Source organism: Rhizobium sp. 05N49 (assembly GCF_056396805.1).
On record NZ_JBFTME010000035.1, the window covers coordinates 1 to 22176 of the forward strand.

At 61.6% G+C, this 22176-nt stretch carries 26 protein-coding genes; 8 read left to right on the forward strand and 18 right to left on the reverse strand.

What is annotated here, in order from left to right:
• The 6 genes from AC1DF8_RS34390 to AC1DF8_RS34415 form a co-directional block, all read left to right on the forward strand.
• The coding region (locus AC1DF8_RS34390; RefSeq protein ID WP_478157228.1) for a ThuA domain-containing protein at positions 1 to 520 on the forward strand (520 nt) is incomplete at its 5' end.
• A 9-nt stretch (positions 521 to 529) separates the two neighbouring features.
• Positions 530 to 1573, forward strand: coding sequence for a Gfo/Idh/MocA family protein (locus tag AC1DF8_RS34395; RefSeq protein ID WP_112547868.1), 1044 nt, complete (start codon positions 530 to 532; stop codon positions 1571 to 1573).
• 298 nt (positions 1574 to 1871) lie between these two features.
• The gene (gene olsC / locus AC1DF8_RS34400) at positions 1872 to 2705 is read left to right on the forward strand and encodes an ornithine lipid ester-linked acyl 2-hydroxylase OlsC (protein WP_113016912.1); all 834 of its coding nucleotides are present in this window, start codon (positions 1872 to 1874) and stop codon (positions 2703 to 2705) included.
• Positions 2706 to 2898: 193 nt separating this feature from the next.
• Positions 2899 to 3411, forward strand: a complete 513-nt coding sequence (locus AC1DF8_RS34405) for an RrF2 family transcriptional regulator (protein ID WP_478157231.1) — start codon at positions 2899 to 2901, stop codon at positions 3409 to 3411.
• 11 nt (positions 3412 to 3422) lie between these two features.
• Positions 3423 to 4205 carry an SDR family oxidoreductase gene (locus AC1DF8_RS34410; RefSeq protein ID WP_478157232.1) on the forward strand — a complete coding sequence of 261 codons (783 nt, stop codon included), beginning with the start codon at positions 3423 to 3425 and terminating at the stop codon, positions 4203 to 4205.
• A complete protein-coding gene (locus tag AC1DF8_RS34415) occupies positions 4205 to 4642 on the forward strand; it encodes a cupin domain-containing protein (protein WP_113208632.1) in 438 nt (145 codons plus the stop codon). The genes AC1DF8_RS34410 and AC1DF8_RS34415 overlap by 1 nt, the downstream gene beginning before the upstream one ends.
• A gap of 56 nt (positions 4643 to 4698) precedes the next feature.
• Here AC1DF8_RS34415 and AC1DF8_RS34420 read toward each other — a convergent pair whose 3' ends face one another.
• The 12 genes from AC1DF8_RS34420 to AC1DF8_RS34475 form a co-directional block, all read right to left on the reverse strand.
• Entirely contained in the window at positions 4699 to 5094 is a 396-nt protein-coding gene (locus AC1DF8_RS34420) for a DUF1236 domain-containing protein (protein WP_478157235.1), read from the reverse strand.
• 202 nt (positions 5095 to 5296) lie between these two features.
• Entirely contained in the window at positions 5297 to 6409 is a 1113-nt protein-coding gene (locus AC1DF8_RS34425) for an ABC transporter permease (RefSeq protein ID WP_478157237.1), read from the reverse strand.
• Position 6410: 1 nt separating this feature from the next.
• Entirely contained in the window at positions 6411 to 7535 is a 1125-nt protein-coding gene (locus AC1DF8_RS34430) for an ABC transporter permease (RefSeq protein ID WP_478157239.1), read from the reverse strand.
• Positions 7532 to 9283, reverse strand: a complete 1752-nt coding sequence (locus tag AC1DF8_RS34435; RefSeq protein ID WP_112972704.1) for an ATP-binding cassette domain-containing protein — start codon at positions 9281 to 9283, stop codon at positions 7532 to 7534. Before AC1DF8_RS34435 ends, AC1DF8_RS34430 begins: the two co-directional genes overlap by 4 nt.
• The gene (gene hlyD, locus AC1DF8_RS34440; RefSeq protein WP_478157241.1) at positions 9280 to 10287 is read right to left on the reverse strand and encodes a secretion protein HlyD; all 1008 of its coding nucleotides are present in this window, start codon (positions 10285 to 10287) and stop codon (positions 9280 to 9282) included. Before hlyD ends, AC1DF8_RS34435 begins: the two co-directional genes overlap by 4 nt.
• Positions 10284 to 10973 (reverse strand): CerR family C-terminal domain-containing protein, encoded by a 690-nt coding sequence (locus AC1DF8_RS34445; RefSeq protein WP_478157243.1) that lies wholly within the window; start codon positions 10971 to 10973, stop codon positions 10284 to 10286. Before AC1DF8_RS34445 ends, hlyD begins: the two co-directional genes overlap by 4 nt.
• A gap of 540 nt (positions 10974 to 11513) precedes the next feature.
• Positions 11514 to 12392 (reverse strand): SDR family NAD(P)-dependent oxidoreductase, encoded by an 879-nt coding sequence (locus AC1DF8_RS34450; protein ID WP_478157245.1) that lies wholly within the window; start codon positions 12390 to 12392, stop codon positions 11514 to 11516.
• Positions 12389 to 13174, reverse strand: a complete 786-nt coding sequence (locus tag AC1DF8_RS34455) for a hypothetical protein (protein WP_113208637.1) — start codon at positions 13172 to 13174, stop codon at positions 12389 to 12391. The genes AC1DF8_RS34450 and AC1DF8_RS34455 overlap by 4 nt, the downstream gene beginning before the upstream one ends.
• Before the next feature lie 112 nt (positions 13175 to 13286).
• Positions 13287 to 13874: a protein-S-isoprenylcysteine O-methyltransferase gene (locus tag AC1DF8_RS34460; RefSeq protein WP_478157259.1), complete on the reverse strand. Its 588-nt coding sequence runs from the start codon at positions 13872 to 13874 to the stop codon at positions 13287 to 13289.
• A 63-nt stretch (positions 13875 to 13937) separates the two neighbouring features.
• Positions 13938 to 14522: a hypothetical protein gene (locus tag AC1DF8_RS34465; RefSeq protein ID WP_113147621.1), complete on the reverse strand. Its 585-nt coding sequence runs from the start codon at positions 14520 to 14522 to the stop codon at positions 13938 to 13940.
• Positions 14523 to 14680: 158 nt separating this feature from the next.
• Positions 14681 to 14800: an ABC transporter gene (locus AC1DF8_RS34470; RefSeq protein WP_112547884.1), complete on the reverse strand. Its 120-nt coding sequence runs from the start codon at positions 14798 to 14800 to the stop codon at positions 14681 to 14683.
• Positions 14801 to 15066: 266 nt separating this feature from the next.
• Positions 15067 to 15663, reverse strand: a complete 597-nt coding sequence (locus AC1DF8_RS34475; protein ID WP_018113981.1) for a L,D-transpeptidase — start codon at positions 15661 to 15663, stop codon at positions 15067 to 15069.
• A 202-nt stretch (positions 15664 to 15865) separates the two neighbouring features.
• Here AC1DF8_RS34475 and AC1DF8_RS34480 point away from each other — a divergent pair, with 202 nt between their 5' ends.
• Entirely contained in the window at positions 15866 to 16621 is a 756-nt protein-coding gene (locus AC1DF8_RS34480) for an SDR family NAD(P)-dependent oxidoreductase (protein ID WP_478157246.1), read from the forward strand.
• Positions 16622 to 16648: 27 nt separating this feature from the next.
• On the opposite strand, the gene AC1DF8_RS34485 is transcribed toward AC1DF8_RS34480, so the two are convergent.
• The 5 genes from AC1DF8_RS34485 to AC1DF8_RS34505 all read right to left on the reverse strand — a co-directional run bounded on the left by AC1DF8_RS34485 (position 16649) and on the right by AC1DF8_RS34505 (position 19731).
• Positions 16649 to 17461: a class I SAM-dependent methyltransferase gene (locus AC1DF8_RS34485; RefSeq protein ID WP_478157261.1), complete on the reverse strand. Its 813-nt coding sequence runs from the start codon at positions 17459 to 17461 to the stop codon at positions 16649 to 16651.
• An 89-nt stretch (positions 17462 to 17550) separates the two neighbouring features.
• Positions 17551 to 18075: an AAA family ATPase gene (locus AC1DF8_RS34490; protein ID WP_183886220.1), complete on the reverse strand. Its 525-nt coding sequence runs from the start codon at positions 18073 to 18075 to the stop codon at positions 17551 to 17553.
• Between the two features lie 103 nt (positions 18076 to 18178).
• Entirely contained in the window at positions 18179 to 18442 is a 264-nt protein-coding gene (locus AC1DF8_RS34495; RefSeq protein ID WP_183886033.1) for a DUF982 domain-containing protein, read from the reverse strand.
• A gap of 116 nt (positions 18443 to 18558) precedes the next feature.
• Positions 18559 to 19242, reverse strand: coding sequence for a hypothetical protein (locus tag AC1DF8_RS34500; protein ID WP_183886032.1), 684 nt, complete (start codon positions 19240 to 19242; stop codon positions 18559 to 18561).
• 342 nt (positions 19243 to 19584) lie between these two features.
• Positions 19585 to 19731, reverse strand: coding sequence for a hypothetical protein (locus AC1DF8_RS34505; RefSeq protein WP_183847245.1), 147 nt, complete (start codon positions 19729 to 19731; stop codon positions 19585 to 19587).
• A 291-nt stretch (positions 19732 to 20022) separates the two neighbouring features.
• On the opposite strand from AC1DF8_RS34505, the gene AC1DF8_RS34510 reads away from it, so the two are divergent.
• Positions 20023 to 21216: a M14 family metallopeptidase gene (locus AC1DF8_RS34510; protein ID WP_478157249.1), complete on the forward strand. Its 1194-nt coding sequence runs from the start codon at positions 20023 to 20025 to the stop codon at positions 21214 to 21216.
• Between the two features lie 111 nt (positions 21217 to 21327).
• Here the strand turns inward: AC1DF8_RS34510 and AC1DF8_RS34515 are convergent, their stop codons facing one another.
• On the reverse strand, positions 21328 to 22146 hold the full coding sequence (locus AC1DF8_RS34515) for an alpha/beta fold hydrolase (protein ID WP_112972714.1): 819 nt from the start codon (positions 22144 to 22146) through the stop codon (positions 21328 to 21330).
• Between the last annotated feature and the right edge of the window lie 30 nt (positions 22147 to 22176).

Below are 22176 nucleotides of genomic sequence, written 5' to 3' on the forward strand. Positions count from 1 at the left end.
GGTCTGGGAAGGCATGGGCCTCTTGGTGCTGCATTCCGGCCATTTCTCGAAGATCTTCAAGCGGCTGATGGGCACTCCCTGCGCACTCAAATGGCGCGAGGCGGGCGAGCGCGAGCGCCTGTGGACGATCAATCAGCGCCATCCGATCGCAGCCGGTATCGGCGAGCATTTCGAACTTGAAAACGAGGAAATGTACGGCGAGCAGTTTTCCGTGCCGGAGCCGTTGGAGACGGTCTTCATCTCCTGGTTCCAGGGCGGCGAAGTCTTCCGTTCGGGCCTGACCTGGCGGCGTGGTGCCGGCAACATCTTCTATTTCCGTCCCGGTCACGAAACCTACCCGACCTATCACGATGCAACCGTGCAGAAGGTGCTGATCAACGGCGTGAAGTGGGCCAATAACCCCGAGGGTGCATTGAAGAGCATCACCGATGCTCCAAATGTGCCGGTAGAAAAAGCACTGGAGCCGATCGTCGAACGCGGCCCGAGACTGCATCAGGCCGGCGAAGCCGGTTACCGCTGAGGAGCATCCATGCGACTACTCGTTCTTGGTACGGGCGTGATGGCGAAGAACCAGCTCGCCCACTTCATGAATATCGACGGCGTGACCGTAGTCGGTGCCGTCGATACGGATTCAGACCGTCTGGCCGCCTTTGCCGACAAGTTCAACATCGAGAAGCGGTTTCTGACGCTCGACGAGGCGATCGCCTGGGGCGAGTTCGATGCGGCGACCAACATCACGCCTGACCGGATCCACCATCCGACCACCATGGCGCTGATTGCTGCCGGCAAGCATGTGCTGTGCGAGAAGCCGCTGGCGGAGAACTATCCGAAGGCGCTGGAGATGACGGAAGCGGCTGAAACCGCGGGCGTGATCAACATGGTCAATCTCACCTATCGCAATGTCGCACCGCTGCAGCGCGCCCGCGAGATGGTGCTATCGGGCGAGCTCGGCACGATCAAGCATGTGGAGGCGTCCTACCTGCAAAGCTGGCTGGTATCACGCGCCTGGGGCGACTGGCGCACGGAATCGACCTGGCTCTGGCGTTTGTCGACGGGTCACGGTTCGAATGGTGTGCTCGGTGATGTCGGTATCCATATCCTGGATTTTGCCGCCTATGGCGCGGCGACCGACATCGATCACGTCTTTGCGCGGCTGAAGACCTTCAACAAGGCGCCGGGCGGCCAGATCGGCGAATATATGCTCGATGCCAATGACAGTTTCACCATGTCGGTCGATTTCGCCAATGGCGCCCTCGGCGTCATCCATGCCAGCCGCTGGGCGACCGGGCATCTGAACGAGCTGAAGCTGCGCATCTATGGCGAGAAAGGCAGCTTGGAAGTCATCCACCGCCCAAGCGGTTCCGAGCTGCATGGCTGCCTCGGCGACGATGTCGAAACGGCGACCTGGAAGCCGGTCGACGTGCCGCCGGTTCCAACCAATTACCAGCGCTTTGCCGAGGCTGTGGCAACAGGCGTGCAGCTCGATCCGAACTTCCGTCATGCGGCGAACCTGCAGAAGGTGCTCGACCTTGCCATGGTAACCGAGCGCGAACGCCGCGAGCTTAAAGTCTGATATTTTCCCTTGCAGATTGAACACCGACGCGCTCGCAGCGCGGCGGTGTCATGCGGCAATTGATCGCTAAAACCTGTACTTAAGTGTACTTGAGCGACGCCCGGCACTAGCCATATTTACTCGATGGCCAACGCGGAAACCGTCCTGACGGCTCCTGCGGAAGGCCATGTCATACCCAAAGCATTTCCGTTTTTCTTCAAAAATACGGAAGCGCGCTTTTCTTCGTTATGACGCAATTCCGGATGCAAAGCCGCTGTGCATTTTTGCTGGAATTGCTCTAGTCGGCAACGGAAAACACATGACTGACATTATCGCCAACACATCCCTTCCCGCAAAAACCGCCCCCGAGACACAAGACTTTGCCACTGCCGGGATCTCTCCCATGGACCGGCCGAGCGCTATCACACGCTTCTTCATGGGCATCGTCGCATGGGCCGAGGGCCTGAATTTCAAATATGCCAAACTCGGCAATCCGCCGGTTTACGACAATGCCGCCTTTCCCTGGGCGAAGGAGGTCGAGAAGGCCTGGCCGCAGATCCGCGCCGAACTCGACCGCGTGCTGGTGCGCCAGAGCGAGCTGCCGAGCTTCCAGGAAATCTCCACCGACGTGCAGACCATCTCCAAGGACAATCGCTGGAAAACCTTCTTTCTCGTCGGTTTCGGAGTGAAGTCCGAGCAGAACATCCAGGCCTGCCCGGAAACCTGGAAGGCGGTGCAGAAGATCCCCGGCCTGAAGACTGCGATGTTTTCGATCTTCGAACCCGGCAAACACCTGCCGGCGCATCGCGGCCCCTATAATGGCGTGCTGCGCCTGCATCTCGGGATGATCGTGCCAGAGCCGGCCGACAAGCTTGCGATCCGCGTCAAGGACCAGATCTGCCACTGGCAGGAAGGCAAGGCGCTGATCTTCGATGATGCCTATGAGCATGAAGCGTGGAACCACACGGACAAGACGCGCGTCGTTCTCTTCATCGATTTCGTCAAGCCGCTGAAATTCCCGGCCCGGCTGATCAACTGGACCCTGCTCAATCTTGCGATTTTCACGCCGTTCATCCGCGAAGGGCTCGATAATCACAAGGAGTGGGAAAAGAAGTTCTACGCGCAGGCGGAAGCGCTGCGCAATCGCGGTTAGGACAAGACCTCCCGCCTTTTCGAGGCGTCCACCTGCTTAAGGCCCTGCAAATGCGGGGCCTTTTTCTTTTATTGGCTCACCGGAATTGCGCGGGCGGTCCGCGTGGAAACTTCGGTGAACGCATCGTTCACCCCGGGCATATTGACGACGCTTCAAATCGCGGATAAAGTTTATCCATGATTGGAGATGGCATATGAAACTCAGCGACGGCGTCGAGCAGGCAATTCATTGCGTGACTTTCCTCTCCGGATTGTCGGAGGAGGGGGTGCTGTCGGCGGCAGCACTTGCGGAGCTTCACGGGGTTTCCCCAACCTATCTGCTGAAGCATCTGCAGGCATTGTCGGGCGCCGGGCTGCTCGTGACGACGCCGGGGCCGAAGGGCGGATACAGGCTGGCGAGGGCGAAGGAGGAGATCACTCTCCTCGACGTCGTGCTGGCGGTGGAAGGTCCCGCACCGGCCTTCCGCTGTGCCGAGATCCGCCAGCGCGGACCCAATCCTCTGCCGGGGCGATACTTCACCAAGCCCTGCCAGATCAATGCCGCAATGCTGAAGGCGGAAAGAGCGTATCGCGCCGAGCTCGCCAAAGTGACCATCGCAGACATCGCGGCTGATGTCATGGCAGACGACGACGGCGGTATTGCCGCCCGCGGCTGCGCTTTCCTTGAACTCAACGAAAGAAAGACGGGCAATCGGGCCTCGTCATAGGAGAAGCTACAATGAGCACGTCCAAGAAGGTTGTCGTCATCGGCGGCACGGGCCTCGTCGGCTCCAGGGCAGTCACCATTCTTCGCAATGCCGGGCACGAGGTCGTCGTCGCCAGCTCCAGAAACGGGATCAATGCCTTTACCGGCGAGGGGCTCGAAGCCGCCCTTTCAGGGGCGGATGCCGTCATCGACGTCTCCAACATCGTTTCCTATGACGAGCCGGTCATTCGCAATTTCTTTGCGACCTCCACCCGCAACCTGACCGCAGTCGAGAAATCGGCCAGCGTTCGCCACCATGTCGTCCTGTCCATCGTGGGCACCGGCGACCTCTCGGGCAATCCCTATGTGAGCGGCAAGCAGGCGCAGGAAGATGCGGTGCAGGCCTCCGGCCAGGACTATACGATCGTTCGCGCCACCCAATTCTACGAGTTCATGGAGACGCTGGCCGAGGCCTATTCCGCTGACGGCGCGGTGAACGTCCCCGATATCCAGTTCCAGCCGATCGCGGCTGATGATGTCGCGGCGGCATTGGTGAGCGTTGCGCTAGGCAAGCCGCATAATGGCATCGTCGACCTTGCCGGCCCGGACCGCGCCGGCTTTGGCGAACTTATGCGGACATACCTGGCCGCAAAGGGCGACAGCCGCAGCGTCGGCGTCGATGCATCCCTTGGCTATTTCGGGGCACCGGTCACGGCCACCTCGCTCGTTCCGACGGGCACCTTCATGCAGGGGCAGACCGCGCTTGCGGATTGGCTCCGCCAACAGAATCATGCATCGCAAGTGGAGAAAGCATAATGAAACCGATCCTTTATGCCATGATGGCACTCGTCCTGCCGGTCACCGTCGCCTCGGCGCACGACCTCACCAAGGGTGAACTCGTCTACGAGTCGAAGGGCGCGAAAGTGACGGAGGTTTACGCGCACGCGCTTCCGGATGTTCCGGGCAAGAGCGTGAAAGGTGTCCTGGTCGAGTACGAGCCCGGCGGCTACAGCTCGGCGCATACCCATGCCAAATCGGCGCTTATCTATGCGACCGTTCTCGAAGGCGCCATTTTGAGCGGGGTGAATGGTGGCGAGGTGAAGACCTTCACCAAGGGAATGAACTTCACGGAACTTCCCGGCGACCGGCACGATGTCAGCGCGAATGCCAGCAAGACGAAACCGGCAAAGCTGCTCGCCGTGTTTGTGGTCGATACCGCTGATGCGGCTCTGACGACGCCGCGCAAGCCCTGACATTTCTGAAAGCCGCACATGAAAGAGGCCCCGCCGAAAAGCGGGGCCTTTTGCGTTTATTCGATCACCTGAACCACGCGGTGGGTCTGCGGCTCGACGATCACATGGCGATCGTTGATGACGGTATAGGCATAGCGCGGATTATCCGGCACCGGGATCACCTGGACATCTGATGGCAGCGGCTTGCCGACGACGATCGGCTGCTGCACCACCACTGCCGACGGCGGGGCCGGCTGCTGCTGGACGTAGGTTACGACCTCGCGCGGCGGCGGATCGACGACGGCACCGGCGACACCGCCCGCCACGCCGCCAATTGCAGCGCCCACGGGGCCGCCGACAATGGCGCCGGTAATTGCGCCGCCGGCTGCACCCGTCACGGCTCCGTCGGCCATCGCATTGGTGGTGAGCGACGAAAGCGCCAGCGCGCCGGAAACGAGAATGATCTTATACATTTTGATACTCCTTCGATCAAGAGCATTTGCGTTTTTCAGGGAAAGACGGAAATGCTCTATCTCATTGACTCTTCAGCGATTCCCGGCAGGTGAGCGCCGTGGAAATTGCCTTGGTTTGCGTTGAGGAAACGAGCCGGATTAGTCGTTGTTCCTGATCGCAGGAGTCACGGATTGGCCGTGTGGGTTATAGTGCGTGAGATGGCTATTCCAGCCTGCGGCGGAACAGCCAGGCGGCGGCGCCGAGGGTTGCGGTCGCGATCAGGGCCAGCGGAATCGTCTGGTTCAGCACTTCCTCCGCGGGAAGATCCTTGAGGAAGACGCCTTTGACGATGATGAGGAAATAACGCAGCGGATTGATTGTCGTCACCGGCTGAAGCCATGCCGGCATGTTCTCGATCGGCGTTGCAAAACCCGACAGCAGCATGGCGGGCACCATGAACAGGAAGGCGCCGAGGATTGCCTGCTGCTGCGTCATCGAGAGCGCCGAGATGAAGAGGCCGAGGCCGGCGACCGAACCCAGATAGAAGATCGAGCTGCCATAGAGCAGCAAGAGCGATCCCCTGAGCGGCACGCCGAAGATGAATAGCGCCGCCAGGATATAGAGCGTCATGTGGAAGAGGCCGATCATCATTGGCGGAATGAGCTTGCCGACCAGGATTTCATGGACGCGCAGCGGCGAGACCATCAGCTGATCGAAGGTGCCGAGTTCCCTCTCACGGGCAATCGACAGCGCGGTGACGATGAGACCGATGAGGAGCGCGATGCTGGCGATCAGGTTCGGCACCATGAACCATTGATAGGTGAGGTTGGCATTGAACCAGTTGCGCGGCACGGTCGCCACCGTTTTGGCCATGGCGCGCTGGCCTGCCGGCGTCTCGGCCGAGAGCGTCATGCCGATCTGGGTGAGATAGCCGGAAACGATCTGCGAGGCGTTGGAGCGGCGGCCGTCGAGGATGATCTGAAGATCGGCCGGAATGCCCGCCTCGATATTGCGGGAGAAATCGGGTCCGATCTCGATTGCGGCAATGACCGACTGACCATCGATGGCTTCGCGGATATCGGTCTGATTGTCTGCTGTGTCGATGCGGCGGAAGGTCGGCGATCCGTGGATGCGCTCTATCAGTTCCTGCCCCCAATGGCCGCTGTCGCGGTTCAGCACCATGACATCCACATTGCGCACCTCGAGCGTCGCCGCATAGGAAAAGACGAGAAGCTGCATGATCGGCGGCACGATGAGCACGAAGCGACCCTTGGGATCACGCAGTACGGCCAGCAGTTCCTTGATGATGAGGGCTTTCAGCCGGGTCCACCACATCTCAGCCGATCCTCTTTCTGGTGCTGCGGGCGGCCAGCAGGAACATGATGCCGCCGATCGTGAGCATCACGGCGATCGCGCGGGCAAACATCGGCCAGATATCGCCGGCCAGAAAGACTGTCTGCAGGCTGGGGATGAGATAACGCGCCGGCACGATGATGGTGATCCACTGGATGATTTCAGGCATGGAATTGATCTCGAAGAGAAAGCCCGAGAGCAGGAAGGCTGGCAGGAAGGCGGAGATCAGTGCAAGCTGTGAAGCGAGGAACTGGTTCTTGGTCGCCGTCGAAATCAACAGGCCCTGGCCGAGCGCCGGGATGAGAAAGGCGGCAGAGAGCGCATAGAGCGCGATGACGGAACCGCGAAACGGCACGCCGAACAGGAAGACGGCGAGCAGCACGCAGAGCGTCATGGAGGCAAGGCCGAGCAGGAAATAGGGGAGGATCTTGCCGGCGAGCAGCTCGGCCGATGTCACCGGCGTCGCCATCATCGCTTCCATCGTGCCGCGCTCCCATTCTCGGGCGACGACCAGCGAGGTCAACAGAGTGCCGACAAGCGTCATGACGATCGCGATCGAGCCGGGGACGAGGAAATTGCGGCTGGTCAGCTCGGGATTGAACCAGAAGCGCTGCTCGATCGAGATGGGCGGACCGGCGGCGACCGTTTCGGACTGGCGCTGGCGCTCCCAGTTGGCGACCGCGCCCTGCACATAGTTCTGGACGAAATTGGCGGTATTCGGGTCCGAGCCGTCGACGAGGACCTGGACCTGCGGGTGATTGCCGGCGGCGTAGTCCGTGGCGAAATCGGCGGGAATGACGACGATGCCCCGCACATTGCCGAGCACGAGATCGTCTTCGAACATGCGCCGGTCGCGGCCAACGGTGACGGAGAAGTAGCGCGAGGCCTGGAAGCTTGCCGCGAGATCCTGTGTCAGCGGCGTCGCCTGCTCCAGGACGAGGCCGATGCGGGTGCGGGTCGTATCGAGCGACACGCCGTAGCCGAAGAGGAAGAGCAGGATCAGCGGCAGCACGAAGGCGATGAGAATGGTGCTGGGGTCGCGGATCGCCTGATAGCTCTCCTTGCGGACGAGGGCGATGAAGCGGCGGCCGCGGGAGGAAGCGCTCATGCGGCTTTCTCCTTTTCCTGCCCCTTTTCGGAGTCCTGAACGAGGGCGATAAAGGCATCCTCCATCGTAGGGTCCGGCTGTTCCTCGGTGGCGACCCGCGCTTTCAACTCGTCGGGCGAGCCGAGAGCGATCGAGCGGCCGCGATAGATCAGCGAGATGCGGTCGCAATATTCGGCCTCGTCCATGAAATGCGTCGTCACCAGCACGGTGACGCCCTTTTCGACGAGGGCGTTGATATGGGTCCAGAATTCGCGCCGGGTGATCGGATCGACGCCGGAGGTGGGTTCGTCCAGGAACAGGGCGCGCGGCTCGTGCATGACGGCGCAGGCAAGCGCCAGGCGCTGTTTCAGGCCGAGCGGCAGGTCCTTGGCCGAATAGCGCCCGTGGCGGCCGAAATCGAAGATCTCGGTCATCAGCTCGATGCGCTCGCGGCGCCGGCTGCCGGAGAGGCCATAGACGCCGGCGAAGAATTCGAGGTTCTGCATGACGGTGAGATCGCCGTAGAGTGAGAATTTCTGCGCCATGTAGCCAAGCTGGTTGCGCGCCTCGGCGGCATCCTTGCGCAGGTCGAAACCGGCGACCCGGCCTTCGCCTCCAGATGGTTTCAGCAGGCCGCAGAGCATCTTGAAGGTGGTGGATTTGCCGGCACCGTTCGGCCCGAGCAGGCCGAAGATTTCGCCGCGGCCGATATCGAAGGTGATATTGTCGGCGGCGGTGAAATCGCCGAAGCGCTTGGTCAGGCCATGGGCTTCGATAACGGGGCGGTCGCCGGTCTCGCTCGGCGAGCCCTGAGCCTCTGCCAGCTTGGAGCGCCCGCCGGGGCCGCCGCCAAGCATATCGATGAAGGCATCCTCAAAGCGGGGAGGGGTGGGTGTCAGCTTTACTCCGCCGGTTTTGCCGATATCGGGCGTCTCATCCTTCGATGTCACGAGGCGGATGGCATCGCCCTGGATGACGCCGTCGATCACGCCTTTCGTCTGCAGCAGTTCGGCGAGCACCTGGCGCCTGCGGCCGCTGACGCCGGAGACCTTGAAGACACGATCTTCCACGCGCCCGGTCAGGTCATGCGGCTTGCCGGAAAAGAGCAGCTTTCCCTGGTTGAGCAGCAGGACATGATCGCAGGCTTCGGCCTCATCCAGATAGGCCGTCGACCAGAGCACGCCGATGCCTTCCTGCGTCAGGTTCTCGACCATCTTCCAGAGGTCGCGGCGCGAGATCGGGTCGACGCCGACGCCCGGCTCATCGAGCAGCAGCAGGCGCGGCTTTTTCAGGAGCGCGCAGGCAAGGCCGAGCTTCTGCTTCATGCCGCCCGAGAGCTTGCCGGCGAGCCGGGTCGTGAAACGCTTCAGGTCGGTGAAGGTCAGAAGCTCGTCGAAGGCGGCGGCGCGCTCGGCCTTCGGCAGGCCGCGCAGATCCGCATAGAGATCGAGGTTCTCCTGGACCGAGAGATCCTCATAGAGGCCGAAGCGCTGCGGCATGTAGCCGATCGAGGCCTGGATGGCGGCCGGGTTCCGGGCTGTGTCGAAGCCCAGCACCTCGACAGTGCCGCTGTCGGGCAGCATGAGGCCGGTCATCAGCCGGATCAGCGTCGTCTTGCCGGCGCCGTCGGGGCCGACGAGGCCGGTGATGGCGCCGCCCCTGACCTCGCCGGAGACGGCATCGAGAGCCGGCGGGGCATCACCGAAGCGCCTGGTGACATCGGCAAGCCGGACCAGCGCTTCATCTGCCTTGGAGGGAACCGGGCTCATCGTGCGGCCAGCGAGGGAAAGTGCACTGTGACCGGCATGCCCTGGCGCAGATCCGGCCCGGGCTTGTCGATGACGATGCGCAGGCGATAGACGAGATCGGTGCGCAGTTCCGGCGTCTCGACCGATTTCGGCGTGAACTCGGCGACCGGCGAAATGAAGCCGATCGTGCCGTCATAGGGCTTGTCGGCTTGCGTATCCGAGGTCACCTGGACCTTCATGCCGGGATGCAGGCGGCCGAGATCGCCTTCCGCCACATAGCTGCGCACCCAGACCGGCTGCGTCAGCGACAGGACATAGACGCTGTCGGCGGGCGCGACGATGGCGCCGGGTTCGCGCACGCGGGACAGAATGACGCCGTCATTCGGGGCGCGCAGTTCCGTATCGGCAAGCGAGATGCGGGCGGAGACCAGAGCGGATTGCGCTGCCTTCAACTGGGCATCGGCTGCATCGATGTCTTCCACGCGGCTGCCTTCCTGCAGCAGCTTCAGCGCTTCGTTGGCGGAATCGGAGCGGGCCGCGGCCATTGCGCGATTGGCGGTTGCCAGATCGAGGTTCGCTTCCGAGATATTGCCCTGCGGGCGAAGCTGCCGGGCGCGCTCATAGGTGAGATTGGCATTGTGCAGCGCCGCGACGCTTTCGTCATAGGCAGCGCGGGCCTGGGCGATTTCCGTCTGGCGCGGGCCGGCCTTCAGCTTGTCGAGCGTGGCCTGCAGGGCGGCGACATTGGCCTCTGCGGACGTAACGGCTGCCTCGTAAGGTGTCGCGTCGAGCTTGCCGAGCACTTGGCCACTGCTGATCGTATCGCCTTCATCGACGGCGAGCGAGGCCAGCCGTCCATTGACGCGGAAGCCGAGGGAGACCTGGCGGATATCGACATTGCCGTAGAGCGCGAATTCCTTTGATCGTTCCGGCAGCCAGCCGAACTTCTGCGGCAGGCCGTACCACCAGGCGGCACCGCCGGCGGCTACGAGAATAACGATGGCAAGGGGGACGATCCGTTTCATGGAGTATTTCCTTTCGCCGGCTCTAAAAGGCCGACAAGTTCTGCGGCAAGTTTGCGCAGGCTCTGGAGTTGTTCTGATCCGACCGACTGCCATTCCATTTGGGCGAGGACGGCGGCGTGGGCGAGGCGGAAGATCATGATGTTGCCGACAAAGGCCAGCGTGCGCAGGCGCACATGCTCGGAAGCCGGATCCTCGCGCAGGATGGTGCCGATCAGCCGTCGCGCCATCTCGATCATCGGACCCATCAGGCCCTTGTAGATGCGGGTGAAGGCCTCCGTCGGCTCCATCTGTTCGCGTGTGATGAAACGCGCCCAGGGCTCCGATTCCTTGCTGACGAAGATGCCGACCATGGTCTCCGTAAGCTGTGTCAGGAAATGACGGGCATCGTCTGCCGTCAGCGTCTGCCCGGTGGCATCGAGCGCCATGATATGCGCGACGATCTGCTGGCGCAGGGCGCCGACATGACGCTCGATGCGCGACACCAGATATTCCGCCGTCGCGATATAGAGCCCTTCCTTGCCGCCGAAATAATAGGGAATGGCCTGCAGGTTCACACCCGCCGCCTCGCTCAGCTGCCGTGTCGAGGTGCCGTCGAAGCCGTGGCGGCCGAAGACGTCGAGTGCTGCGGCAAGCAGCTTTTCCCGGGTGATTTCGGCGCGGTTCGGTTGGTTTTGTTCATCGCTCATGACTGACATATAACCCCAACGGAGATTTCAGTCAATCGAATGAATGTTTATCTTGCCACGTCCGCGCTCCCATGTATGAGCGTTACAGGAGCGGACCGTCAGTATATTTACGTCTACTGCCGGTGCATTTACCGTTTCGTACTTCCGTAAAGGCTAATATTCTGGCTGAATGGGAGGATGAGAAACCTGCTCGTCATGCCAAGCACTGCGAGACATGCCTGGAGAGCGCTCCTTGCGGGCGCGGCTCTTGCTCTTCCCGTGACCATGGCTTGCGCTGACGACATTGCGCCCGGAAAAGGCAATCGCATTCAGAACGAGGTGGTGAAACCATCTCCTCATGATGGACAGCTGTCGGCGCCGCGGCTAAGCGCGAACTGGTGGCTGCGGATCAGGCGCGAGACACCGCAGGCCGATCAGTCTGAGGGTTCGAAGCAGGTTTTCGCGCGCAGCACCGACCAGCGATGATCCCGGGCATTGCAGCCTTAGCTGAAGCGCTGCATGTCCGGCCGCAGGCACGAAGGACGCCTTAACTCCCGGAGCCTAGGCGTCGGGCTTTCCGAAAGCCGATTCCGGTTTACGAGCCGGTGCCGCAATGCTGGTTTCCGGCCGACGGGGGTTCGGATCTCTCTTGCGGCGTTGGGCCCGGCCGATCAGGCGCAGGGCCATCGCCGAAGGCAAAATTCTCGCAATGAAAGCGGCGAGCTTCGAAGAGATGCCGGGAACGACGAGGCGACGGCCGGACTTGAAACCCTGCCATGCCTCATGGGCCACATAGTCGGCATCGAGCTTGGGCAGCACCTTGAAGAGGGCAGCCCGGTCGGCGCCGGATTTTTCCAGAAAGTCGGTCGAGACAGGGCCGGGGGCGACGCAGGTGACCGTCACACCGAAGCGGCGGACCTCCTCATGCAGAGCGGTCGAGAAGGCGCGCACGAAATTCTTGCTGGCGTAGTAGAAGGCCATGTAGGGGCCCGGCGCGAAACCGGCGACGGAGCCGAGATTGATGACGCCGCCGCTGCGCCGCGCCACCATGCCCGGCAGGAAGCGCAGGGTCATGTCGGCGAGCGCGCGGATGTTGACGTCGATGATGCCGAGCTGCTCATCGGCGGGCAGGGAGGTTGCCGCGCCGCGCAGGCCATAGCCGGCGCTATTGACCAGGACGCCACAGGCCAGACCTTTTGCGGCAAGAAAAGCCTCCAGGCGCGACGATGCATCCTGAGAGGCGAGGTCGAGTTCGATCGTGAAGGCTTCTCCGCCTGCCCCGACGATTTCGGCCGCCGCCGCCGCAAGGTCCTCGGGGGAGCGCGCCACCAGAACCACGATATTGCCATCGCGCGCGGCAACCCGGGCAATGGCCCGCCCGATGCCCCGGGATGCGCCGAGGACCACGACAGCCAGGCGGAGTTCGGCGCTGACGCTCATGGTGCCCTTCCCGCAATCGATATGCCGGCAGGCTTTCCCGCCTGCTTGAGCCCCCTGACCTCGTCGACAACGTCGCCGTTCAGGATCCTTTCGAACCGTTCCAAGGCGCGGGCAATGCTGGCGCCGTCCATGACCCGGTGGTCGTAATGGATGCGCACCGTCACCGTTCCTTCCGCATCGATCGGCCCGTAGTTCAGGAGCGTGGTGAGCGGCGTCAGGGGATTGAGGGATTCGGCGCCGAGGCCGGAATAGACCGACAGCTGGAAGGTGCCGAAATAGCGCGCCCGCTTTCGCCCCAGGTTGAGCCCGAGCCACATCAGCGACCAGCGGAGAAAGGCCGGCGCGCGGGCAAGCTTGAGCGAGCGGCGGAATTCCTTGATCTCGGCAATCGGGCGCGAGCGCGCTTCCTGGATCAGTTTTTCCAGCTCCGGGATGGGGCGCTGTTCGGGACCCTTGATCGTGCTCAGGAGAACGATCCGCTCGCCCTCGTGCTCGCGCTCATGGGCGATCGAGGCCACGCTTTCGGGATATTCATAGAGCTGGTGCTTCGGGAATTTGATATAGGCGCGCCGCAGGTCCGGGGTCTCCTTCGACAGGAGCGCATATCCTTTCAGAAACAGCACGGTCCATGACGGCCGCGGGTCGCAGGCACTCCTGGCGTCGACCAGCGCGCGCAGGTTCATTTGCCGCTGCACGGTGACGCGCGGTATGCCGATCGAAAACCGCATGAGATCTCCGACAAGCCGCCTTGCAGCCGAAAGCCTGACTGTCCGTCCCCTCATCCTTGTCCTCCCCTAGATCACTTCCGTTTTCCCTCGAAACACGCAAATGATCCATCTCTTTGTTTTCATGCAATTCCGGACGCAAAGCGCTGCACAGTTTTGCTGGAACTGCCTAGTAGAGATAAGGAATGATCCGTTTCGTCCTGTCCATATAGGCGCGGTATTCAGGACCAAAAACGTCGAGCATCATACGCTCTTCCTTGTCCACGCGCAGGAAGAAAAGCACGGCAAAGCCGACGAGGCCGGCAAGGCCCGCTACCCAGTTCGACAGCAGGAAGGCCTGCGCCAGCCCCATCAGCATGAAGGACGTGTACATGGGGTGGCGCACCAGCGCGTAGGGCCCTGACGATATCAGTTCATGCTTCTGGCGGATTTCCAGCGTTATGGACCAGTTTCGGCCGAGCTGCTTGTGCGTTCGCCGAAAGACCCACATCGCGAGCGCGAATGTGATTGCCCCGACTACGGCCGCCCAGATATGGGCAGGATAGTCGGCACCTCTCGGGATGCCTGTCGCGACGTAGAAGGCCGGCACGATCGCAAGCCCGGCAAGGGCCGTCGCGAGCGCGATCTTCTCTGCCGCGCTCCGCTGGCTGCTCACGATGGGCACGCGCTTGCCGCGACGCTCAAATGGGTAGCGGATGACGTACCATGCGATAATTCCGAGGACCCAGACGATCTCGCCAATGGTGTGAACTGACAAGCTCAAATCGGCACCAGAACCTTTCCACGATCCGCTTCTTTCCGGGATCGCCCTGCTTTTCTATCAACCCGTATTCATCTCCCGCAGATTTGTAATGAATTGCTGCGGGCGAAGCCAGATGCCTGGCGTCTTATAGCCCATATGTTTGGCGATATCGGCCACGAAAGCGTTGCAATTATAGACGGTCGCTTCCCAGAGACGGCTGCGCGCTTGGAGTTTGCGAATATAGGCGACCGTGTCGTTATATTCGGCGTCCGTCAGCATCACGCGCCAGCTCGCCGAGCGGTATTGCTCTTCGAGATCGCCGTCCGTTTCGCCTGTCGTGGCGGGGACGGGAATGAAGTGGCCGATCACATAGGGCGCGGCATCTTCCGAAGCCGGGGCAAGTCCCGCAACCTCGGGACTGATCATTCTTCCGTTCCTGTCGGCACTGCCGAAGACGACATAAGTGTGACCGTAGGTCAGCGCGTAACGCGAGCGGAACTCGATGAAGCGCCGCCCAGCCTGGGCTTGAGCCGTGGCCGGTTTCCCAAGGTCACGGGCATCGGATGTATAATGTGGCTGGGGGGCTTTGTCTTCTGACTGACACGATGATACGACAACCGCCAAAATGGCGACCAAGCACAAGCGGCTTCTTTCAAGCGCCATCAACACGCTCCATGTGCAGGCTCCTGCGAACGCGGGCCTGATGCCGGCTGATGCGCCGTTCCTGCGTCCTGAATGGCAGGCGGGATCAATCCTGGCCGTTTTAGGATGTTTGGAGAGAGGAAGGGCCTACCGAGCCCTTCCCAAGCGTTATGCGAATTTTACTTGTAGACGGCTGTTGCTGGCGGCGGAGCTTTCCCCTTGCCTTTACCAATCGACCCGCAGGCACTCAGATTGGCCACCGCAAGCGTTGCGAGGATCAAGAATAAAATTCTGCTCATTAAGTCCTCTCCTCATCCTGGTGCAGGCTTGAAAGTCTGCACCTCATAGTTTGACGATAATCGGCACCTTGGACAGTGCGGCAGTGATGCAATGTGCAACGAATCTACATTAGCAGATACTTACCGGTGTGGCCAACCCTGCAATTTCACATGGTAAACGGCATTGAAGCATGCCGTGATCGTTGTGGCCTGCCTGCCACACTTCCGGCTGTCGATTTCGCGATCCAGGTATCGAAAAACCGCGACCCGGTCTTGCGCGACATGGTTCAAATGACGAGTACACGCGTACCGATGCGGGTGCGGGAGTAGAGGTCGACGATATTGGCATTGGTCAGGCGGATGCAGCCGTTGGATACCGCCTGGCCGATCGACCAGGGAGCATTGGTTCCGTGCAATCGGAAGAGCGTGTCCTGGCCGCCCTGGTAGAGGTAAAGCGCGGCAGCCCCCAGCGGGTTGTCCGGACCACCCGGCACGCCCTCGGCATATTGGGCAAGCCGCGGCTTGCGGGCGATCATGTCGTCGGTCGGCTTCCAGGAGGGCCATTCCGCCTTGCGGCCGATCGTGGCTTCGCCCTTGAAGCTCAAGCCTTCCTCGCCGACGGCAACGCCGTAGCGCGTGGCAAAGCCGCCGTTCTCGACGAAGTAGAGATAGCGTGCACGCGTATCGACGACGATGGTGCCGGGCGGCTCGCCTCCGTCATAAGCCACTTCCTGCCGCCGATAGCGGGGATCGGCATCCGGATCCCTTCCCAAAACCCGGTAGCCCAGCGGCGGGCCATCCGATGTCGTACTGCATCCATGAAGCATTAGAGCCAGGCTACCCAAGACCAGACCCCGGCGTGTCACAACTGCCCTTTCGTTCATTTCCACTTACCCTCAGTCAGCTTCGATGTTTTCCGTTCAGTGGCGGGCTCGTTTCCGGCCCATTCGCTTCTGTGGAATTGCTTATCTGGCAGGCGGACAAGCTGCGCAACTTGCAATAGTATGCATTTCGACCATGCACGAATCTCCTTGCTTCGGCCACTCGTTTTGCAAGAATATTAGAATACCCATATGGAAGGAAGCGATGAAACTTTGCTTGGAAGGAAAAGTCGCGGTTGTGACGGGGGCGGGCTCCGGTATCGGGGCGGCCGTTTCCCGGCAGCTCGCACTTGAGGGGGCCGAGGTCGTCGTTGCCGATATCAATGAGGAGGCTGCGCACCGGACCGTGGCGGCAATCTGCGCTGATGGTGGCCGGGCGCGGGCATTCGTTGTCGATGTGACCGATTTCGAGGGCGTACAGCGCCTTGTCGATTTTGCGGTTGAGACATGCGGCGGCCTTCATCTCGCGGTCAACAATGCCGGGATCGATGGTGTCAGGGCGGCCGTTGGGAACTATCCGCTCGATGACTGGCACAAGCTGATGAACGTCAATCTGAACAGCGTTTTCTACTGCATGAAATGCCAGATCGGCGTGATGCTGAGATCGGGCGGGGGCGCAATCGTCAACATGTCCTCGGCGCTCGGCGCTGTCGGCTTGCCGACCGCAGCAGCCTATACGGCGGCCAAGCACGGGGTTGTCGGACTGACCAAGGCTGCCGCGATAGAATATGCGAGGTTCGGCATCCGGATAAATGCGGTCGGCCCCGGCTGGATCGATACGCCGCTGCTGTCAGAGCACCTGGACATAGCGAGCACGCGCCGGATGGCATCCCTTCAGCCCATGGGCCGGCGCGGGACGCCTGACGAGATCGCCAACCTCGTCTGCTTCCTGCTTTCCGAACAGGCAAGCTTCATCACCGGCGCGCACTACCTGGCGGACGGCGCCTATACTGCGCATTAGGCGCAGCGGCGCCTGCGCCTGCCCGGCCTATGCCACGGCCATGATGACATGCGCCTGGATCCTGGCGGCTACCGCGCCGCTGCCGTGTTTGCCGGCAATTGCGGAGGCGGCGTGATCGGTTGCAGCCTGTAGCTTTCCGGGTTCTCTCGCCTCGATTTCGTTGCGAAGAACAGTCCCCTGGCAATAGGCAACGGCAGGAAGACGCGGGGAGGGCGCCCGGCTCTGCTCGGTCGTCGTCTCGATCGCCACGCTTTGAAAACCCGCTGCCTCGAGATCGCGCCGGATCACGGCCTTGTCGTGATAGCCGTGCGGCGTGCGCGCCAGAAAACGCGGCGGATCGTCCGGAAACATTTCCGCCAGAGCATTGGTGACATCATTCGCAAAGTCGTTTTCCTCGATGCGGTCCCAGACATTGAAGAGGAAATGGCCTCCGGGTTTCAGGACCCGTCTTGCCTCGCGATAGGCGGCTATACGGTCGGGAAAGAACATCGCCCCGAACTGACAGCAGACGAGATCGAAGGCTGCGGTTTCAAACGGCGGCGCCAGTGCATCCGCCTGTCGCCATTCGATACGGCAGTCGGAAGCCTGCTGCGAAGCGGCATAATCGAGCATCGGCTGGCTGAGGTCGGTTGCGGTATAGCTTGCGCCCGAGGACAGTTTCGGGACGAGAACGCGGGTGAGTGCCCCGGTGCCTGCGGCGATTTCCAGGACGGCATTCGGCGACAGCGCCGCTGCTCTCCGGGCAAGGTCTGCCGCGAAGGGCTCGAAAATCAGCGGCACCATATAGCGGTCGTAGTTTTCCGGGATCGAGCCGGCGAAGATCTTGTCCGTTTCCAGCATCGCTGCATCCACCATCGGTCTGATGGCCTGCGAGACTAGCATGGATTTGCTTGTTTCGAGCGGTTTTCTAGAGAGCAGCGAGCCCGGCTTCAGCCGGCCCCCCGGCATTTCGACAGGATATCGTCGACGACTGCGGCGAGCGGCCGAGTGGCGTCGATGGTGGTCGCGTTCGCCGGAATGTCTTCCCTCGTCGCATGCAGGTGCAGCACAAGGTCCCGCTCGGCCGGCCTTCCGCCAAACTCGTCTTCGGGCCTGCCTGCAAGCCGGTTCTCCAACGTCTCTCGGTCGATCTCGAGAACGAAGACGGCGTCGAACAGAGCGATGAAATGATGGGAATTCCTCGAGCCGCCGCAGAAGAAGGAGACCGGGTGGCTTTTATCGGCCGCGAGCGATCGGACCTTGCCGACATGCCATAGGTGCTGCCTGTGCACGAAGGCGACATCCTCCTGCTCGTGCCGGAACCCGATCAGCGGCTCGCCCGTGCGGGGATCGCCGCGATAGGCCAGCTCACGGTCACCATGAATGACGTGGTAGCCGCGCTGCTGGAGTTCGGTCGCGACCGTGGTCTTGCCGGTGCCGGACACGCCTTCGATGAGATAGTTCCTGACGCCCATTCGCTCCCGTCCGGTGAACCGCACGCCTTGGCGCGCTGCTGGCTCATGGCGCAGAATTATAGTGGATTCCCGACGCTTCAATGCCGCCGCTGCTCAAAGGCGGTCAGTGCAGGACGGCGATCGCGGTAACGCCAGCCTCTTCTGCAGCGCGAATGATCGCGGCTCTGAGCTGCTCGGGATCAGCGGTGCCCTTGACGACATCGAGGCAGATCTTGATGGCCAGAAGAAACTCCTCTCCGTCATCGCAGGGGAATTCCCTTATGAGCGCATTGGCGGCCCCCATCGCCGTCCTGATGGAAAACACCCTGTCCGGATCCTTGAACATCAGGATCACAGGCGCGAATTCGATCGGGGTGTCCCATTCCATTACACAATACTCCAAATGGGATAGTGTAATTTTAACGGAGCAAAAGACGTGCCAATGCACGCGACGGTTTACTGGCGGGCATTTATCCAGAGGGGATGTCAGTTCCGGTCCGTTGCTCAGCGACCGTCGTCACCCAGCATGTAATCCGCCAGCCTGTAGCAGTGGCTCGCCTGATAGGCGTTCCGGCCACGGTTCATGTGCGTCAGGTTGAACGCCCGGATCGCCTGCAGCGCACGGGGCGTGGCGAGAAATTTGCCGATCGAGGAGAAGCCGCGGACCTTGACGCCGAAAATGTCCTGACCTCTGGGAAAGAAATAGCTGACGTCGTCAGGCATCACCACACAGGACCCGAGGAAATCCTCATCCACCTGGCCGTGATCGAGCGAGTGGTCGGTGGTGAAATCGGAAAGATGCACCAGGAAGAGCGCGCGGATATCCTCACCATCGGCATAGAGCGAGAAGAGCTCCATCCAGCTCGCATTGACGCGAATGAGGGCCTTGCCGGGTGTCGACGGCAGACAGGAAACCGACCAGTAGTGCCGCTCCGTCCGGCGCGGGATCGGGATGCAGTCGCTCCCGTAGCGCCTGAGAATGTCGAGAACCGCCTGTGCCTGCGGCCGGCGCAGCAGCTTCTCGAACTTCGCGACGTATTTGAGACGCAATTCCAGGGATTCCGGGCGCTCGTCGGCGTCGGCCGGGATCGTCTCGCCCCGCATCCAATCGCGCTGCTGCTCAAGATCGAGGAACCCGCGCAGACCGGCGGCGTCTTGGCGGCGCACCGCGCTCACGTCATCTACCATGAAAGCAATCCCAGGCTCCGCTTCTGAACGGCTCCTCGCCTTGGCGCGGCGACAGAGCTTTACGAATGTTTTCCGCTCACCGCATATATCCATCATTTGCTGCGGGAGAACCACGGCCTCTATGCCGAGACATTTGTCGGGCCTGCCGCTCAAGCGAAGCCTCAGGCAGCCGGAAGTGGGTATGGAACCACTCTATCTCTTTGTTTTTACGCAATTCCGGACGCAAAACCGCTATGCACTTTTGCTGGAATTGCTCTGACCAGACAGGGTTCGAAAACCGTGATCGACAGGCCGGTTTCCCGAACCCAGCGGTGGATCGCTCTCAATGGTATTCAGCAGCGACTAGTAGCCACCGTAATTGCCGCGAACGGGACCAATACCCAGTGGCGTTGCGTAGGTCGTGTTGTCGCCGCCGGTGCCGGTGGTCGCGCACCCTGAAAGGGTCAGAAGCGCGATCGCTACCGCGGCTAAAAGGTATCTTGCAGACATGACATTGTCCCCCCTTATCCGTCACCGCGCAGGCCTTCAGGGCCAGAGCACGAATATTCCCCAAACCATCGGCATTGGCAACTGTGGTGAGTACCTATTCGACGCAATTGCCTCAACGATATCGGGGGCTTGGATAAGCCGGCTCACCGTCCGATCCGCTTGGACTTGCGAACTCGGGAGCGTGCCCTAATTTCAGCAGCATACCCTGAGTTGAAGTCGTACGGAACTTTTCGGCCGATGCACATGCCATTGTTCTAACTGAACTTTTCAAATCACAGAGGGGCTTCCATCATGTCGGACAAGTCGCAGAACGGCATCGATCGCCGTGATTTCATGATTGCATCACTGGCAACGGTCGGCGCGTCGGCTGCTCTCGCCGTCAGCGCGGATGCCGCTGACGCAGAGGAGGCAGCGAAACCCGCTGCCAATCCGGCCTCGGGAACGGTCTATACCGGCGATGTCATCGAGGGGAAAAAGGTCGTCAGCGCGCTCGACGTCGACGATCTGGAGCCGGGGCAGAAGCATCTCCTGTATTTTCGGGGTGCGCAGATGCCCACGGGGCAGTACTGGTATGTGTCCGTGACCGTCGCCAAGGGGGCAAGGCCGGGCAAGCGCGGCATCCTGACCAGCGGTGTGCACGGCGACGAAATGAGCAACATTCACACGGTCCAGACCGTGATGAACCAGCTCGATCCGGCACAGATGTCGGGCACGGTCATGGCGGTCACCGATGTGGCGCGCCCGGCCCTTGAAAGCATGCAGCGCAGGTGGCCCAATCAGGGCAGGGGCGTCGATCTGGTCGACATGAACCGGGAATGGCCGGGGAACGAGAACGGTCTCACCGCGCCCAGCCGGCATGCCGGGCTGCTGTTCAACCGGCTGCTGCGGCCGAACGCCGACTTCGCGATCGACTTTCACACCGGAACGACCGGGTTCGAAGTCACCGCATTCAATATCGGCGGCATGGATGTGCCCGAGGTCAAGGCCATGTTGGAGCTCTATCCCGTCGGCCAGATCTTCGACAACCATGTCTATCCCGGTGTCCTGCACAACGCCTTCATGGACGTGGGCATCCCCTCGTTTACGCCGGAGATCGGTGCTGCCCGCGTTCTGGACCTCGAGATGATCGCGCTCTTCGTGGAAGGCACGATGAACGTCTTCAAGCATTACGGCATCGTTGCCGGGCCGATGGGCCGGACAGGCAAGGACGTGACTGTCTTCGTCGGCAACAGCGCCTTCCCGATCCTGGCAACCCAGGGCGGGATCGTCGAGCATCTGGTCAAGCTCAACGACAAGGTCGAACCCGGACAGAAGGTGGCCATCCAGCGCAACAGCTTCGGCGAGGTGGTCGCGGAATATACAAGCGGCGTGGCCGGGGAGATAACGGGCCAGCGCAGCGACGCAATGTCCGAGCCCGGCAACCCCCTGGTCTTCATCCTCTTCCACAAGGCGGCGCTGGAGGGCTCTGAGGCCTATCCCGAGTAATCTGCCGTTTCCGCCTATCGTCTGGAATCGGCGCGTAGGAGACCGATTTCCTGTGCGAGACCGCGGAACTGCGCCGGCGCTTTGCATAGGCGATGCGCATGTCAAATGTCGTCAAGACCTGATGAACGCGAGCAGGTCGGGGTTGAGGACATCCGCATGTGTGGTCAGCATGCCATGGGGGTAGCCCGGATAGGTCTTCAGCGACCCGTTCTTGAGCAGGTTGACCGCACGCGGCACGGAGCTTGCGAAGGGGACGACCTGATCGGCCTCGCCATGCATCACCAGCACCGGCACGGTGATCTTCTTGAGGTCTTCGGTATAATCTTCCAGCCAGGAGGCGACAGTCGCGTGGTGAGCGAGAGCACCACCGCCCATGCCCTGGCGCCACCAGTTCGCAATGATCGCCTCCGAAGGCTTGGCGCCATCGAGGTTGTACCCGTAGAACGGGTTCTCAGGGACGAAACGGTAGAATTCCGACCGGTTGCCCAGCACGCCCGCACGGATCGCTTCGAACCACTCCGGCGGCTGACCGGACGGGTTTTCCTCGCTCCGGTACATGTTCGGCGTCAGGGAAGCGACGAGTACCGCCTTCGCGACGCGCTCCTGGTGGCGGGCGACATAGCGAGCGACCTCACCGCCGCCTGTGGAGTGGCCGATGTGGATCGCGTCGCGCAGGTTGAGGTGCTCGGTCAGCGCCGCGAGGTCGGCAACCCAGTGGTCCATGTCGTTGCCGGTGCCGGGCTGGTCGGACCGGCCGTGACCGCGCCGGTCGTGGGCGATCACCCGGTAGCCGTGGCCAAGAAAGAAGGTCATCTGGGCGTCCCAGTCGTCCGCCGACAGCGGCCAGCCGTGGCTGAAAACGATCGGCTGGCCCGAGCCCCAGTCCTTGTAGAAGATGTTTACGCCGTCCGTGGTCGTGATTGTAGGCATCGTGTCGCTCCATCTGCCCTGTTGAACATT

Excerpts from the sequence above, each read along its gene's own strand:
- AC1DF8_RS34395 (WP_112547868.1), top strand. The coding sequence starts at position 530 with ATGCGACTACTCGTTCTTGGTACGGGCGTGATGGCGAAGAACCAGCTC.
- AC1DF8_RS34430 (WP_478157239.1), bottom strand. The coding sequence starts at position 7,535 with ATGAGCGCTTCCTCCCGCGGCCGCCGCTTCATCGCCCTCGTCCGCAAG.
- AC1DF8_RS34475 (WP_018113981.1), bottom strand. The coding sequence starts at position 15,663 with ATGAACGAAAGGGCAGTTGTGACACGCCGGGGTCTGGTCTTGGGTAGC.
- AC1DF8_RS34515 (WP_112972714.1), bottom strand. The coding sequence starts at position 22,146 with ATGCCTACAATCACGACCACGGACGGCGTAAACATCTTCTACAAGGAC.
- AC1DF8_RS34505 (WP_183847245.1), bottom strand. The coding sequence starts at position 19,731 with ATGTCTGCAAGATACCTTTTAGCCGCGGTAGCGATCGCGCTTCTGACC.
- AC1DF8_RS34480 (WP_478157246.1), top strand. The coding sequence starts at position 15,866 with ATGAAACTTTGCTTGGAAGGAAAAGTCGCGGTTGTGACGGGGGCGGGC.
- AC1DF8_RS34455 (WP_113208637.1), bottom strand. The coding sequence starts at position 13,174 with ATGAGGGGACGGACAGTCAGGCTTTCGGCTGCAAGGCGGCTTGTCGGA.
- AC1DF8_RS34425 (WP_478157237.1), bottom strand. The coding sequence starts at position 6,409 with ATGTGGTGGACCCGGCTGAAAGCCCTCATCATCAAGGAACTGCTGGCC.
- AC1DF8_RS34465 (WP_113147621.1), bottom strand. The coding sequence starts at position 14,522 with ATGGCGCTTGAAAGAAGCCGCTTGTGCTTGGTCGCCATTTTGGCGGTT.
- AC1DF8_RS34485 (WP_478157261.1), bottom strand. The coding sequence starts at position 17,461 with ATGCTGGAAACGGACAAGATCTTCGCCGGCTCGATCCCGGAAAACTAC.
- AC1DF8_RS34510 (WP_478157249.1), top strand. The coding sequence starts at position 20,023 with ATGTCGGACAAGTCGCAGAACGGCATCGATCGCCGTGATTTCATGATT.
- AC1DF8_RS34500 (WP_183886032.1), bottom strand. The coding sequence starts at position 19,242 with ATGGTAGATGACGTGAGCGCGGTGCGCCGCCAAGACGCCGCCGGTCTG.
- AC1DF8_RS34420 (WP_478157235.1), bottom strand. The coding sequence starts at position 5,094 with ATGTATAAGATCATTCTCGTTTCCGGCGCGCTGGCGCTTTCGTCGCTC.
- AC1DF8_RS34435 (WP_112972704.1), bottom strand. The coding sequence starts at position 9,283 with ATGAGCCCGGTTCCCTCCAAGGCAGATGAAGCGCTGGTCCGGCTTGCC.
- AC1DF8_RS34490 (WP_183886220.1), bottom strand. The coding sequence starts at position 18,075 with ATGGGCGTCAGGAACTATCTCATCGAAGGCGTGTCCGGCACCGGCAAG.
- hlyD (WP_478157241.1), bottom strand. The coding sequence starts at position 10,287 with ATGAAACGGATCGTCCCCCTTGCCATCGTTATTCTCGTAGCCGCCGGC.
- AC1DF8_RS34410 (WP_478157232.1), top strand. The coding sequence starts at position 3,423 with ATGAGCACGTCCAAGAAGGTTGTCGTCATCGGCGGCACGGGCCTCGTC.
- AC1DF8_RS34415 (WP_113208632.1), top strand. The coding sequence starts at position 4,205 with ATGAAACCGATCCTTTATGCCATGATGGCACTCGTCCTGCCGGTCACC.
- olsC (WP_113016912.1), top strand. The coding sequence starts at position 1,872 with ATGACTGACATTATCGCCAACACATCCCTTCCCGCAAAAACCGCCCCC.
- AC1DF8_RS34450 (WP_478157245.1), bottom strand. The coding sequence starts at position 12,392 with ATGAGCGTCAGCGCCGAACTCCGCCTGGCTGTCGTGGTCCTCGGCGCA.
- AC1DF8_RS34445 (WP_478157243.1), bottom strand. The coding sequence starts at position 10,973 with ATGAGCGATGAACAAAACCAACCGAACCGCGCCGAAATCACCCGGGAA.
- AC1DF8_RS34470 (WP_112547884.1), bottom strand. The coding sequence starts at position 14,800 with ATGAGCAGAATTTTATTCTTGATCCTCGCAACGCTTGCGGTGGCCAAT.
- AC1DF8_RS34405 (WP_478157231.1), top strand. The coding sequence starts at position 2,899 with ATGAAACTCAGCGACGGCGTCGAGCAGGCAATTCATTGCGTGACTTTC.
- AC1DF8_RS34495 (WP_183886033.1), bottom strand. The coding sequence starts at position 18,442 with ATGGAATGGGACACCCCGATCGAATTCGCGCCTGTGATCCTGATGTTC.